General features: G+C 60.5%; 12 protein-coding genes. 9 read left to right on the top strand and 3 right to left on the bottom strand.

The features are described from left to right. Positions 1-3: 3 nt before the first annotated feature. From GGD46_RS16090 to GGD46_RS16080, 3 genes are all read right to left on the bottom strand, one after another. A complete protein-coding gene (locus GGD46_RS16090) occupies positions 4-1665 on the bottom strand; it encodes an amidohydrolase (protein ID WP_184705548.1) in 1662 nt (553 codons plus the stop codon). A gap of 331 nt (positions 1666-1996) precedes the next feature. Next, positions 1997-3475, bottom strand: coding sequence for an aldehyde dehydrogenase (locus GGD46_RS16085; RefSeq protein ID WP_184705546.1), 1479 nt, complete (start codon positions 3473-3475; stop codon positions 1997-1999). Between the two features lie 57 nt (positions 3476-3532). After that, on the bottom strand, positions 3533-4987 hold the full coding sequence (locus GGD46_RS16080; RefSeq protein WP_184705544.1) for an APC family permease: 1455 nt from the start codon (positions 4985-4987) through the stop codon (positions 3533-3535). A 316-nt stretch (positions 4988-5303) separates the two neighbouring features. Between GGD46_RS16080 and GGD46_RS16075 the strand changes: the two genes are divergently transcribed. The 9 genes from GGD46_RS16075 to hpaD all read left to right on the top strand — a co-directional run bounded on the left by GGD46_RS16075 (position 5304) and on the right by hpaD (position 14787). Continuing rightward, positions 5304-6137 (top strand): IclR family transcriptional regulator, encoded by an 834-nt coding sequence (locus tag GGD46_RS16075; protein ID WP_184705542.1) that lies wholly within the window; start codon positions 5304-5306, stop codon positions 6135-6137. After that, the gene (locus GGD46_RS16070; protein ID WP_184705540.1) at positions 6088-7341 is read left to right on the top strand and encodes a Tm-1-like ATP-binding domain-containing protein; all 1254 of its coding nucleotides are present in this window, start codon (positions 6088-6090) and stop codon (positions 7339-7341) included. Before GGD46_RS16075 ends, GGD46_RS16070 begins: the two co-directional genes overlap by 50 nt. Continuing rightward, positions 7338-7988 carry an HAD family hydrolase gene (locus GGD46_RS16065; protein ID WP_184705538.1) on the top strand — a complete coding sequence of 217 codons (651 nt, stop codon included), beginning with the start codon at positions 7338-7340 and terminating at the stop codon, positions 7986-7988. The genes GGD46_RS16070 and GGD46_RS16065 overlap by 4 nt, the downstream gene beginning before the upstream one ends. A gap of 17 nt (positions 7989-8005) precedes the next feature. Continuing rightward, the gene (locus GGD46_RS16060) at positions 8006-9361 is read left to right on the top strand and encodes an aspartate aminotransferase family protein (protein WP_184705536.1); all 1356 of its coding nucleotides are present in this window, start codon (positions 8006-8008) and stop codon (positions 9359-9361) included. A gap of 2 nt (positions 9362-9363) precedes the next feature. After that, a complete protein-coding gene (locus GGD46_RS16055; RefSeq protein WP_184705534.1) occupies positions 9364-10647 on the top strand; it encodes an aspartate aminotransferase family protein in 1284 nt (427 codons plus the stop codon). Positions 10648-10654: 7 nt separating this feature from the next. Then, positions 10655-11674, top strand: coding sequence for a homoserine kinase (locus tag GGD46_RS16050; RefSeq protein ID WP_184705532.1), 1020 nt, complete (start codon positions 10655-10657; stop codon positions 11672-11674). 53 nt (positions 11675-11727) lie between these two features. Next, entirely contained in the window at positions 11728-12114 is a 387-nt protein-coding gene (locus GGD46_RS16045; protein WP_184705529.1) for a 5-carboxymethyl-2-hydroxymuconate Delta-isomerase, read from the top strand. Positions 12115-12156: 42 nt separating this feature from the next. Then, positions 12157-13674, top strand: a complete 1518-nt coding sequence (hpaE, locus tag GGD46_RS16040; protein ID WP_184705527.1) for a 5-carboxymethyl-2-hydroxymuconate semialdehyde dehydrogenase — start codon at positions 12157-12159, stop codon at positions 13672-13674. A gap of 132 nt (positions 13675-13806) precedes the next feature. Then, the gene (gene hpaD, locus GGD46_RS16035) at positions 13807-14787 is read left to right on the top strand and encodes a 3,4-dihydroxyphenylacetate 2,3-dioxygenase (protein ID WP_184705525.1); all 981 of its coding nucleotides are present in this window, start codon (positions 13807-13809) and stop codon (positions 14785-14787) included. Positions 14788-14848 lie beyond the last annotated feature (61 nt).

Genomic DNA, 14848 nt, shown 5'->3' with positions numbered 1-14848 from the left:
CAGCTAGCGCTGGTAGACAGGCTCACCCGCGAAATATGTGGTCAGCACCTTGGTATCGGCGATTTGATCCGCCGGTACTTCGAAGACATTTTGGTCAAGCACGATGATGTCGGCCGATTTGCCAGCGACAAGCGAGCCGGTTTCATCGTCCAGCCGCATCGCCTTTGCCGAATTGAGCGTGTAGATCTCGATTGCCGAAGCGAGGTCGATCGCCTGCTCCGCCCAAAGCGAGACACCCGGAAAGGCGCCGGACGGGTTCTGCCGCGTCACCATGCCTTCAATCCCGTTCCACGGATCCGGGATCGGAATGACGGGCCAATCGGAACCGCCCGCCAACAGTGCGCCGGTGGCCTTCATGCTGGCGATCGGCCAGAAGCGGGTTGCCCGCTCCTCGCCCATCACTTCCTTGTGGCCTTCCAGGAAGGTCGTCGGATACCAGATCATCGGGCAGAGATCGGCGACAACGCCGAGCGTCGCGAAGCGGCTGATGTCTTCCTCGCGCAGATAGCTCGCATGAGCGATGTGATGCTTGATGTCAGTCGGGCCGTTGAAATGCCTGACGGCCTCGACCGCATCGAGCATCTCGGTGACGGAATAATCGCCGGCGCAGTGGATCTTCAATCCCATGCCGAGCTTTTCGGACTTGTCGATATGGCGAACGAGATCAGGGTAGCTCACCAGCACTTCGCCACGATAGCCATGGGGACGCGCGGCGTCTGCGACATAGGCGTCGTGGAAAGCCGCCGTGCGGGCGCCGGGGACGCCATCGAGGAAGATTTTCGTGAAGTTCGGCTTCACATGTTCGGTGCGAAACTCATCCCGCAGCGCCAGCAGGCCATCACCCGATAGGCCAAACATGAAGCTCGGCTCTATGAGCGGCAGCGACGTAACAGCCCATGCGGTCAGCTTGCCCTTTAGATCCAGATTCTTGAGGGCCTTCAGTATGGGCAATACCGACGCGGCATCCTGGAAGGCAGTCACGCCGTAGGAGTTGACGACTTCGATGGCGCGGGCCACGGCGGCCTCGCCCATTTCCTCGGTGAACGCCTCGGCAGCCGTCCGCTCGACAATGCCGGCGGCGGACTCGACCAGCAGGCCGGTGAGCCTGCCGGTGACCGGATCGCGGCCGAAGGAACCCTGCGGTGGATCAGGCTGATTGTTGGAGATACCGGCAAGCCGCATCGCCTCGCTGTTGACCCAGCGATTGTGCATGGTTTCATCACGCAGAAGAACGGGATGTCCGAGGCTTGCCTCATCCAGCTTCCTGAGCGCGGCCTCGCTGTTGATCGCCGTGATCATGTCGGCGCCCCATTGATTGGCAACGATCCATTGCCCCTGCGGCACGATCCCGGCCTGCTTGCGCACATGGGCGCAGATCGCCTCGACAGAGGCGCCGGCCGGAATCTGGGTTTCGAACAGTTCGGCCTGGCCGCCCATCATGATGTGGTTGTGGATGTCGATGAAACCGGGCATCGCCATCTTGCCGGCAAGATCGACAAGGCGCGTTTCCGGCCCCTTCAGCGCTTCGATTTCGGTGTTGCTGCCGACGGCCAGGATGCGGCCATTCTTGACGGCGAGCGCCTCGGCCCAAGGCTGGCTTGGCTCAACAGTATAGATTCGTCCATTGATAAGAATGAGGTCGGCAAAGCCGAGCGAAACAGTCATGTTCAGTTCCCACTTAGATTCATTATTTGAACCATTTATTCAAATATTGAGAGTGATGCAGGGCTCAGCGTTTGTCAATATAGTTCACACGTTAAATATATTGATGTATGTACCACCAGCGCGAGCAAACCTGGAGCTCCGCGCACGACATATCAGCCGCCCGCAAGGCCTATGCTTGCGAGACGGACGCAGCCGGTGCGCGTGCGCTCCCGGCGTTTGGCCAAAGTAATTCCGCGAAAAACGCGTAACGGCTTTCCGCCCGGAGTTTTCGAGGAAGCAGAAGGATGTGGCACTTTCGCGATTCGAAGAAAAGCGGAAGCGCCTTATCGCGTCAAAGCTGGATCCAGGCGGTTTTCAGATCGACATATTTGTCGAGAGCGTGCAGCGACTTGTCATGACCGTTGCCCGATTGCTTAACGCCGCCCAACGGCACGCTGTTGTCAGCGCCGCCATAGGTGTTGACGTGGACGACGCCAGCCTGGATTCCGCGCACCATCCGATGAGCGCGTGACAGGTTCGACGTCCAGACGGCCGAAGCGAGGCCATATTCGGTGGCATTGGCAATCTGCAGAGCTTCCGCCTCGGTCTCAAACGGGATGATTGATAGGATCGGCCCGAAGACTTCTTCGCGCGCCAAGGTCATCGATGGCATGACGTCGAACACGGCCGGCCGCATGTAATAGCCGCCGGTCTCCTCCAGGATGCGCGAGCCACCGGTGCGCAAGGAAGCCCCTTCGGATAGGGCCTGCCCGACATAGCCGAGATCCTTCTTCAGCTGTATCTCGCTGGAGATCGCGCCGGCTTCCGTCGACAACTGGAGGGGATCGCCGACCGTCATGGCATCTGCAATGCGGGCGACTTTTTCGGAAAAGGCCTCATGGATCGATTTCTCGACGAGCAGGCGGGAGCCGGCGACGCAAACCTGGCCAGAATTGCGGAAGATGCCATAGGCTGAGACTTTCGCAGCCTGATCGAGATCTGGCGCATCGGCAAAGACAATGTTCGGAGACTTGCCGCCAAGTTCGAGATAGATGCGCTTCAGGTTCGAGCGCGCCGAATATTCCAATAAACGACGGCCGATAGGACCTGAGCCAGTAAAAGCTAGGACATCGACATCCATATGCAGGCCCAGTGCCTCGCCGCTGACCGCACCCCGGCCGGTGACGACGTTGAAGACCCCTTCGGGCAATCCTGCCTCCGCACAGAGTTCCGCGAGCCGCAGCAGCGTCAGCGACGCACCTTCGGCCGGCTTCAGCACGACGGAATTGCCGGCAGCAAGAGCCGGCGCAATCTTCCAGGCGCCGATCATCATCGGAAAATTCCACGGCACGATTGCCGCGACCACGCCAATAGGTTCGCGGTGGACGAGGCCGAGAATATTGTTGGCGGTCGGCGCGATCTCGCCATAGACCTTGTCGATCGCCTCGGCATAATAGCGGAAAGTGCCTGCGGCACTGCCCGGCTCCGCCTTCAGGGCCATTGAGATTTCGGTGCCGTTGTCGCGCACGCCGAGCACGGCAAGTTCCAGCGCATTCTTCTCGATCAAGTCGGCGATCTTCAGCAGCACTTTTTTGCGTTCGGCGGGAGCCGCTTTCGACCAGCTGCCCTTTTCGAAAGCTGTACGCGCCGCCCTGACGGCCAAATCGACATCTTCCGCACCCGCGTCGGCGATGGTGGTCAACCTGGTGCCGTCGATCGGCGAGATGACGTCCATGACAGCGTCGCTGACCGCCGGCCGCCAAGCGCCGCCGATGAACAGCGATTGCGGGGAAACGGACATCGTCCGGAGCTGATCGATCTTATCCTGCATCTCATTCTCTCGATTGAAAGGGTGGCGAGTACCCCCGCCACCACGATTGGAATTGTATCAGGCTTCCTGACCGGCACCGAGGCGGGCGAAACCATCGGCATCCGCCGACCGCAGGCGCGCGGCAGCGATAAATCCGATCACGCCCGCGATCAGAACGAGGCAGGGCAGCAGCACGGCAAGCACACCATTTGCTCCGGCAATCGCGCCGAAATTCGCCGAGATATAATAGACGAGCGCCGCAAGAATAAGCCCCGTCAGCGTCGGCAACACCTTGACCGCCAGCACATTATTCTCAAGTCCCGGATTGCGGCTGAAGAACACGACAATCGAAAAGGCGGTAAAGGCCATCAGCAGAATGATTGCCAGAGTGCCCACGTTCGTCAGCCAGGAGAAGAGCCCCAGCACAGGATCCTGACCGGTCGCGGCGAACAGCGCGACGACGAGCACGGCAATAACAGTCTGGATGATCGAGCCGACATGCGGGCTCTGGAAGACCGGATGCGTCACGCCGACCGACTTGGGCAGCAGTCCTTCACGACCGGCGACATACATGTAGCGCGCAACGCCATTGTGGAAGGCGAGAACGCCGGCGAAAAGGCTGGTGATGAAGAGGACGCTCATCACGACCGTGATCCAATGACCGACATAGCGCTCGGCAAGGCCGAAGAGGAAGGTCGTCGGATCGGCAAGGCCCTGCAAGGTGGGCACGAGCTTGTCGACGCCGGCGCCTGTTACCATCAGCCAGGACGTCAGCATGTAGAAGAGGCCGATAATCAGCACCGAGATATAGGTTGCACGCGGTACGGTCTTGTGTGGTTCACGTGCTTCTTCACTGTAGATCGTAGTTGCCTCGAAGCCGATGAAAGCGGCAAAGCAGAACAGAAGGCCCACAGCCGGCGTTCCGCTCCAGAAGGCGGTTGGCGTGAAGGGTGCGGCAGAGAGGCCGGCATCACCACCCTTTACGAAAATCGCGCCGTCGATGACGAGAACGACGAGATATTCAAGGATAACGAGCACTGTCAGCACCTTGGCCGAGAGATCGACTCGGCGGTAGCCGAAGACGGCCACAAGAGCGATGCCGATAAAGGTCCAAACCCACCACGGCAGGTCAAGGCCGAATTGCTCGGCAAAAAAGCCTTTGGTCGCAGCGCCGAAAAGCCCGAAAACGCCGACCTGCATGCAATTATAGGCCAGAATGGCGATGAGAGCGGCAGCACCGCCCATAAGCCCGCCGAGGCCGCGAGCAGTATAGGCATAGAAGGCGCCGGCGTTGCGGATGTGCCGCGCCATCGCCACGTAGCCGATGGCGAACAACAGCAAAATGCCGGTCACCAGCAGGAAGGTCAGAGGAATGCCCGGGCCGTTGCCGAGCATCATCGATAGCGGTACGCCGCCGGCAACCGCGGTCAGCGGCGCTGCGGCAGACACGACCAGGAAGGTCACGGCACCCACGCCGAGACTGTTTTTGCGCAGCTGATTCTCAGCAGCACCTTGCGAATTTTGCGTGTTCATCTGCGTTTGTTCCCCTTGTTGAGAGCATCCGATCGTCGCTGTGATTTCCCACAAGCGACCTCCACCAGAACCGGACTGACGAGCGGGGGCTTGAGCTTTTGTTGATTATGCCGCCATCAGCGCTTATGGTTCATTATTTGAACCGCAGCTTCAAATATAGACTTGCAAACATTCCTGTGCTCTGTCAAGTTATTTCGCATGTTAAGTATCTTGGGTCGCTGCTATCGTGCCGCGGCGCATGGTCAGCGAGCTGATTTGACGGAAGCCCCGGCTGGACGCACAAAAACAGACGCTGACCAACCCAAGAGGAGGAACAATGAGCACGATCGGGAAGGCGCTTTCATTGCTGGATACGCTGTCACGGCTGGACAAGGAGGCGGGTCTAACAGACATCGCCAATCTGTGCGCACTCGACAAGGCGACGGCGCGACGCTTTCTGGTCGAGCTGGAGAAACACGGTTTCGTCGAGCAGGATCCTGACACGCGGCGATATAGAGTAGGCTCTGCACCCGTACGTCTTGCCCGCATTCGCGAAGCGCGTTTCCCGTTTTTGCGAGTAGCAATCCCCTTCATTCAGGCACTCGCGGGATCGTCGACCGAGACGGTGCATCTTTCCGAATTTTCCGGCGGGCAGCTCTCCACCATTTATGTGGAGGATTCGTCCTGGGCGCATCGGATCATCGTCGAAGTCGGCAGTCTCCTGCCATTTCATGCGACGGCGTCCGGCCTCGCCTTCCTTGCATTCTGCCCGCCGGCAGAAATCGGAGCCTTTCTTAAGAAGCCGCTCGAGAAATACACCGATCATACTGTCGTCGATCCCCAGCTGATCCGCGGCATGCTCGACGAAACGGCGGCACGCGGCTTCTCGATCAGCCATCAGGGACTGGAAGCCGGCGTGATCAGCACGGCGGCACCCGTCTGCGGCCCCAACGGCCGCCCGATCGGCTGCGTGGCCATCGCAGCGCCGCTCTCGCGCACGACAAACGCTGGCATCTACGAATTCGGCGCACAAGCCGTCGCGACGGCCAACGCGATTTCAGAAAAATACTACGGGTCGGAAAAACCCTTGGGAACCAATGCAAAATCAGGAGGACGGATTAATGAGCCCCACGGCTCCCTCGCCCAGAATTCTCGTCATCGGAACCGGTGACACCAAGAGCGACGAACTGCAATTCATGGCATCCGTCATCGCGGAAGCCGGCGGCAGGCCTGTTATGGTCGATGTCAGCATTCTCGGCGATCCGCCTTATGTGCCCGATTTTTCCAGGCATGACATCGCAAAGGCCGCCAATACCACGATCGAAGCGATTGCCGAGAGCGGCGATGAAAATAGCGCCATGGCCGGCATGGCCGCGGGCGCAACCGCGCTGACGAAACGACTTTACGAGGACGGTCTGGTCGACGGCATCATCGTCCTTGGCGGCACCATGGGCACCGATCTGGCGCTCGACGTTGCTGCGGTCCTGCCTCTCGGCGTACCGAAATTCGTGGTTTCGACCATTGCCTACTCCCATCTGATCCCGCCCGAGCGCATTGCCCCCGATCTCATGATGATCTTGTGGGCCGGCGGCCTTTACGGATTGAACGATATCTGCCGCTCGGTTTTGTCGCAGGCATGCGGCGCCGTTGTCGGAGCGGCAAAACATGGAACCAGGACAGATCGCCAGCGCCCGCTCATCGGCATGACATCGCTCGGCTCCAGCTGCCTCAAATACATGAAGTACCTGCGGCCGGAGCTCGAAAAGCGCGGCTATGAAGTCGCTATCTTTCATGCCACCGGCATGGGCGGACGCGCCTATGAAGCCATCGCTTCGCAGAGAGGGTTCGCCGCCGTCTTCGATTTCTGCATTCAGGAAGTCAGCAATCATCACTACGACACCGTGGTCACCTCTGGCCCGGACAGGCTGGAGAACGCTGGCCGCACCGGCATTCCGCAGATTGTCGCGCCCGGTGCCGTCGACATGGTCGATCTTCAAGCATGGCGGCCATTGCCTGATATCCTCGCCGAGCGGCCCTACCATGCTCACAACCGGCTGATCGCGTCCGTCACCACATCACCGGAGGGCAGGCGTGAAGTTGCCCAACTAATCGGACGCAAACTTGCACGCGCCGATGCGAGGGTTGCCTTCCTGCTCCCGACCGAAGGCATTCAGGAATGGGACAAGCCGAACGAGCCGCTGCATGATCCGGATGGGCTTGCCGCCTTCGTGGAAGAGATGCGCCGTGCCATACCGCCGTCCGTCGCTTTGGAAGAGGTCGACGCCCACATCAATTCTCCCGCCTTTTCAGCTGCAGCCCTTGCCGTTTTCGACAAATGGGTCGCCGAAGGCGTCATTCCGGAGGGAAGACCATGACATCACAACGCGCGCTCATCCTTGATTTCGGCGGCGTGGTGACACGTACGTTGTTCGAAACCCATGAGGTCACCGAGCGCACTCTCGGTCTCCCGAAGGGATCGCTGACGTGGCTCGGACCGTTCGACACCACCACAGATCCGCTCTGGGTGTCGATGCAGAAACGCGAAATCACCGAGCGCGACTACTGGCTGACGCGCGCGGGAGAAGTTGGGAAAATGGCCGGCGAAAACTGGGCCGACATGCAGACTTTCGTTCGTCGCGCCCGCGGTGCCGAGCCTGAGCTCGTCCTGCGTCCGGAAGCCCGCGACGCCATCCTGCGGGTCAAGGAAGCCGGTCTCAAGCTGGCGATCCTGTCGAACGAACTGGACCTTTTTTACGGCGTCGAGTTCCGCAAACGCTTCCCGCTGATCGACCTTTTCGACGTTATTGTCGATGCCACCTATACGAAGATCCTCAAGCCCGATCCCCGCGCCTACGAACTCGTCCTTGCCGAGCTCGATCTGCCGCGTGAGGCCTGCGTCTTCGTTGACGACCAGAAGAAGAACATCGAGGGCGCCGAAGCCGTGAAACTGCCTCATGTGCATTTCGACGTTACCCGCCCCGCCGAAAGCTATGCCCAAGCACTTGCCATGCTGGGACTCTGAACAAGAAGGAATTTGATATGCGCGAAACCAATTTCATCATTGAAAACAATGCCCGTCACCTTTGGCACCCGATGGCTCACCCGGCCGAGATGCAGGCGCATCCGCCGCGAATCGTCAATTCGGGCGAAGGCGTCGAGATCGTCGACATCCAAGGCAAGAAGGTGCTCGACGCTGTCGGCGGCCTCTGGAACGTCAACCTCGGCTACTCCTGCGAGCCGGTGAAGAAGGCGATCCGCGACCAGCTCGACGAACTGCCCTACTACTCCACCTTCCGCGGCACGACGAACTCGCCGCTCATCGAACTGTCCTACGAACTCGCCGAATGGTTCAAGCCCGATGGCCTGAGCCGCTCATTCTTCACCTCCGGTGGCTCGGATTCGGTGGAGACCTGCTTACGGCTGGCGCGCCAGTATCACAAGATCAACGACCAGCCCGAGCGCACCAAATTCGTCGCGCTGAAGAAGGGCTATCACGGCACGCATTTCGGCGGCGCCTCCGTCAACGGCAACCAGAATTTCCGCCGCAACTACGAGCCGCTGCTGCCTGGCGTCATTCATTTGCCCGCGCCCTTCACCTACCGCAATCCGTTCAACACCACCGACGGAGCAGAGATCGCACAGGCGATCGCGACACTCTTCGAGGATGAAATCGCCTTCCAGGGTGCTGACACCATCGCGGCCCTGATCGTCGAGCCGGTGCTGGGCGCCGGCGGCGTCATCGTCCCGCACGAGACCTTCCTGCCGCTGATGCGCGAGATCTGCGACCGCCATGGTATCCTGCTGATCGCCGATGAGGTCATCACGGCATTCGGCCGTACCGGCGCCTGGACTGGATCGCGTCTCTGGGGCGTCAAGCCGGACATGATGTCGACGGCGAAGGCGATCACCAACGGCTACTTCCCCTTCGGCGCCGTGATGATTTCCGACAAGGTGGCGCACGTCTTCGAAAGCAATAAGAACTCCGTCGGCAATATCGGCCATGGCTACACCTATTCCGGCCATCCGGTCGGTGCCGCAGCAGCGCTCGCAACGCTCAAGGAGACCAAACGGCTTGACGTGGCTGCCAATGCCGCCGCCCGCGGCGAAGAGCTGCTGGCCGGCCTGAAGGCGCTGCAGAACAAGCATGAATTGATCGGCGATGTGCGCGGCAAGGGCCTGATGTGCGCCCTCGAACTCGTCAGCGACCGTGCAAAGAAGAGCGCGGCGGCCAAGGACGTGGTTCAGAAGGTCCATGACGCAACCTACGATGCCGGTGTGATGGTCCGCACCTCCGGCGCCAACGTCATCATGTCGCCGCCGCTGATCGTGACGGCTGCGAATGTCCAGACCATCCTGACCGCGCTCGATGCCGGCCTCTCTGCAGCAGGAGCCTGATCATGTCCGACAATGCAGCTCTTATCGCACGGCGCGAGCGGCTTCTCGGCCGCAACATGTCACTCTTCTATGAGGATCCGGTCCATCTGGTCCGCGGGGAAGGTGTCTGGCTATGGGATGCCGACGGCAAGAAATACCTCGATTGCTACAACAACGTGCCGCATGTCGGCCATTGCCATCCGCGCGTGGTCGAGGCCATCACGCGCCAGGCCTCGACGCTGAACACCCACACGCGCTACCTGCACGAAGGGATCCTCGACTATGTCGAGCGGCTGACGGCGACTTTCGACAAGAGCCTCGACGCGGCGATCCTGACCTGCACGGGCAGCGAAGCCAACGACGTGGCACTGCGCATGGCACAGGCCGTCACCGGCAAGACCGGCGTCATCGCGACCAACCACACCTATCACGGCAACACGACGGCCGTGTCGCAACTGTCGACGCGCATGCCGCCAGTCGGCGGCTTCGGCGGCCATGTTCGGCATGTGCCTGCGCCGGACAGCTATCGGCCGCTCGGCGGCGAAGGCGGAGACGCCTTTGCCACGGCTTTCGCAGCAGAGGTCGAGAAGGCGATTGCTTCACTACAGGACAGCCCGCATGGCTTTTCCGCTATCATCATCGACCCGTTCTTTGCCAATGAAGGCTTCCCGGATCTGCCGCCGGGCTTCCTGGACAAGACGGTCGCCGCTGTGCGGAAAGCGGGCGGCCTGGTCATTACCGACGAGGTGCAACCCGGTTTCGGCCGCACCGGCACGCATATGTGGGGGCATCAACATGCCGGTATCGTTCCCGACATCGTCACCCTCGGCAAGCCGATGGCCAACGGCCATCCGGTCGGCGGTGTCGTTGCCAACATCGATACGGTGAATGCCTTCCGCAAGGCGTTCCGCTATTTCAATACCTTCGGCGGCAATCCGGTCTCCTGCGCGGCGGCGATGGCGGTTCTTGACGTCATCGACGACGAAAACCTCATCGAAAACGCCCGCAAGGTCGGCGAATACACGCGCACTGCCTTCCAGAAACTCGCGCAGAAGCACTCGATCATCGGCGACGTGCGCGGAAGCGGCCTCTTCATGGGGACGGAATTCGTGCTCGACCATGCAACGAAGGAGCCCGCGCTGACGCAGGCAACCCGGATCGTCAATGAGATGCGCGAACGGGGCGTGCTGATGGGTAAGATCGGCATTCATCAATGCGCGACCAAAATCCGGCCGCCCATGCCCTTTACCACAGAGAATGCCGATTTCATGCTGTCGATTTTCGACGACGTGCTGTCGGGCTTGTGAGGCTGATATGGTTGACGAGTTGCCACAAGCCGTCCGGGACGCCCTGCAGAAGCGCGCACTGGAGGCGCTCGACCATTGGTCAGTTCAGGCCGATGAACCGGTGCTGATGAAATATCGGGAGAATGCCGTCTTCCGCATCACTCTCGACGACGGACAATATGCCGCCCTTCGGCTACATCGTCCAGGCTATCACGACGAAACGAGCCTGCGCTCGGAACTGCACCTGATGGCCGCGCTGCGGCTCGGCGACCTCAACGTGCCGAGCCCTGTTCCTACAAGCGACAGGCAAAGCCTCGTTCGGCTCCCGGCCAACCGGCAATTTTCCGAGCAGCACGCCGACGTCGTCAGTTGGATCGAGGGTTCACCGCTCGGCCAGAGCGGCACGCCGCTGGCACAGTCAGCCGAAAAGCAGGCGCAGATATTCTACTGCGTCGGCCGCTCCATGGCGACCATGCATAATCTCGCCGATGCATGGGCACCGCCCGAGCGTTTTCGACGCCCGGCCTGGGATGTGGAAGGCCTCGTTGGCGAAAAGCCCTTGTGGGGACGCTTCTGGGATTGCCTGGGCCTCCCGAAGGACGATGCCGAAGCGCTGACGGCATTGCGAGGCCAATTGCGCCAAGCGCTCGCAAAGGCGCAGGAACGTGGCCTCGATTATGGCCTGATCCATGCCGATCTTGTGCGTGAGAACATCTTCCTCACGGACAACGAAAGCGACGTTGCCTTCATCGATTTCGACGATGCGGGATATGGTTTCCGTCTTTTCGATCTTGCAACGGCCTTGCTGAAGAATCGCAACGAATCCGCCTATCCGGACATCGAAAACGCGCTGATTTCGGGCTATCGGAGCCAGCGTGAGCTTTCCGACGCAGCGCTCGAATTCCTTCCGCTCTTCATGGTTCTGCGCAGCCTCACCTACATCGGATGGCTCGCCGAGCGGCCCGAGATTCCGAACGCCGCCCCGCGCCTTGCTCGCTACGTCAACGAAAGTCTGGAGATGGCAAGAAAGCTGAACAGCATCGCTTGACTTCTCTCGGAAATTTATTAACGTGTTAAGTAAATAAGAGATCGGGAGGACGCATGCCACATCTCGCCATCGAGTATTCGGCCAATCTGGAAGGCCGCGCCGATATCGACGCGCTTTGCGAACGACTACTGAAGACCGTGCTGGAAACCGGTCTTTTCGAGATCGGGGCCGTGCGCGTTCGCGCCTTCCGCGCCGATCACTACGCAATTGCAGACAAGCTGCCGGAGAACGCCTTTGTCGATCTGAATTTCCGCATCGGCAAGGGTCGCACGGCTGATGAAAAGAAGCGGACCGGCGAGGCGATCTTTGCGGCGGCAACCGAGGTTCTAAGCCCTCTCTTCGAGACGCCGCATTTCGCGCTCTCGCTGGAAATTCGCGAGATCGATGCGGAACTCAGCTGGAAAAAGAACGCCATTCATCCGCGGCTTCGCGGCAAGTGACCACGCCCGCCTAGGGACGAGATAACATCAAGGAAATAGACGATGTCCAAATTGCAGGAAAACATCGCAAAGGCCGAAAGCTTTCTGGCCCGGTTCAAAGAGCGCGGTGTTCTCAACCGCATCAACGGCGAGGATGTCCGTGCCGATGACGGTTCGACCTTCGAGACCATTTCGCCGGTCGATCTGAAGCCGCTTGCCACCGTCGCCCGCGGCAAGGCCGCCGATATCGATCGTGCCGCCAAAGCCGCAAAGGCCGCCTTTGCTGATTGGGCTGCCATGCCGGGTGACGCCCGCAAGAAGCTTCTGCATAAGATCGCCGATGCAATCGTGGCCCGCGCGGAAGAGATCGCCTTCGTCGAATGCATGGACACCGGACAGTCGCTGAAATTCATGGCCAAGGCCGCCCTGCGCGGCGCCGAGAATTTCCGTTTCTTCGCCGATCGCGCACCGGAAGCGCGCGATGGCAAGTCGATCCGCGCCGAAGGCCAGGTGAACCTGACGACGCGCGTGCCGATCGGCCCGGTCGGGATCATCACGCCCTGGAACACGCCCTTCATGCTGTCGACCTGGAAGATCGCGCCGGCACTGGCCGCTGGCTGCACCATCGTCCACAAACCAGCCGAATTCTCGCCGCTGACCGCCCGCCTGCTGGTGGAGATCGCTGAGGAAGCCGGCCTGCCGAAGGGTGTTTGGAACCTGGTCAACGGTCTGGGCGAAGATGCCGGCCGCGCTCTGACGGAACATCCGCTCATCAAGGCCATCGGCTTCGTCGGCGAAAGCCGCACCGGTTCGATGATCATGAAGCAGGGTGCCGATACACTGAAGCGGGTGCATTTCGAGCTTGGTGGCAAGAACCCGGTCGTCGTCTTTGCCGATGCCGATCTTGAGCGCGCCGCCGATGCCGCCGTCTTCATGATCTACTCGCTGAACGGGGAGCGCTGCACCTCGTCCTCGCGCCTGCTGGTCGAGGAAAGCGTCTACGACAAGTTCACCGCAATCGTCGCCGAGAAGGCCAAGCGCATCAAGGTCGGCCATCCGCTGGACCCGGAAACTGTCGTCGGCCCGCTCGTCCATCCCGTGCACGAAAAGAAGGTGCTGGAATATATCCAGATCGGCAAGTCCGAGGGCGCAACGGTTGCAGCCGGCGGCGAGAAGTTCGATGGCCCCGGCGGCGGTTGCTACGTCTCCCCGACCCTGTTCACGGGCGCCAACAACCAGATGCGCATCGCCCAGGAAGAAATCTTCGGGCCGGTACTAGCAGCCATCCCCTTCAAGGACGAATCCGATGCGCTCGCGCTCGCTAACGACGTCCAGTATGGCCTGACCGGCTATCTCTGGACCTCGGACGTCACCCGCGCGTTCCGTTTCACCGATCATCTCGAGGCCGGCATGATCTGGGTGAATTCGGAAAACGTTCGCCATCTGCCCACCCCCTTCGGTGGGGTCAAGAATTCCGGCATCGGCCGCGACGGCGGCGACTGGTCGTTCGATTTCTACATGGAAACCAAGAACGTCGCCTTCGCCACCAAGCCACACGCAATCCAGAAACTCGGCGGCTGAGCCGACAATACGCATTAGAGCGGTTCAGCTTTTCGAGGAAGCGCGGAACCGCTCGAACTTTTCGTTTAACGCAATTCCGGACGGAAAACCGCTTCGCACTTTTCCTGGAAATTGCTCCAAGAGGAGGAACACATGCCCCTGCCAAAACCAAATCTCTATCCGCCCTTCAACATCGTGCGCCTCAGCCATGTCGAATTCGGCGTTACCGACCTTGCCAAGTCGCGCTCCTTCTATGTCGACACACTCGGCCTGCAGGTGACGGATGAGACGGCCGACACCATCTACCTGCGGGCACTCGAAGAGCGCGGCCATCACTGCATCGTCCTGCGCAAGTCCGACAAGGCGGAAGCTCGCGACCTCGGCTTCAAGGTCTTCGGCGACGAGGATCTCGACAAGGCCGCTCACTTCTTCAAGGGCAAGGGCCTGCCGGTGGAATGGGTCGAGCGCCCTTACCAGGCGCGGACCTTCCGCACCCGCGACCCGCATGGCATCCCGCTTGAGTTCTACTCGAAGATGGATCGCCTGCCGCCGATCCATCAGAAATATGCGCTCTACAAGGGCGTCAAGCCGCTGCGCATCGACCACTTCAACTGCTACTCGACCAATGTCGATGAAAGCGTGGCTTTCTATAACGAACTCGGCTTCCGCGTCACGGAATATACCGAGGATGCCGAAACCGGTCGTCTCTGGGCTGCCTGGACGCACCGCAAGGGCGGCGTCCACGACATCGCCTTCACCAATGGTCGCGGCCCGCGCCTGCACCACACCGCCTTCTGGGTTCCGACGCCGCTCAACATCATCGACCTTCTCGACCTGATGGCAACCACCGGCTGGGTCAGCAATATCGAGCGCGGCCCGGGACGCCACGGCATCTCGAATGCCTTCTTCCTCTACGTCCTCGATCCGGATGGCCACCGCATCGAAATCTACTGCTCGGACTATCAGACCGTCGATCCCGATCTGGAGCCGATCAAGTGGGACCTCAAGGATCCGCAGCGCCAGACACTTTGGGGCGCACCCGCTCCCAAATCCTGGTTCGAACATGGTAGCCTGTTCGCTGGCGCAGAAGTCGCGGAACCGGAACTGAAGGCACAGCCGATTATCGCGCCTTAAGCGTTACCCTCAAGAGCGGGCGAAAACGCCCGCTCTTTTCAACGTTATCCAGGCGAGGAGA

This window comes from Martinezella lusitana (assembly GCF_014207095.1).
Lineage (GTDB): Bacteria > Pseudomonadota > Alphaproteobacteria > Rhizobiales > Rhizobiaceae > Rhizobium > Rhizobium lusitanum_B.
Note: the sequence above shows the minus strand (reverse complement) of the source record. Positions and strands in the feature narration are given on the sequence as shown.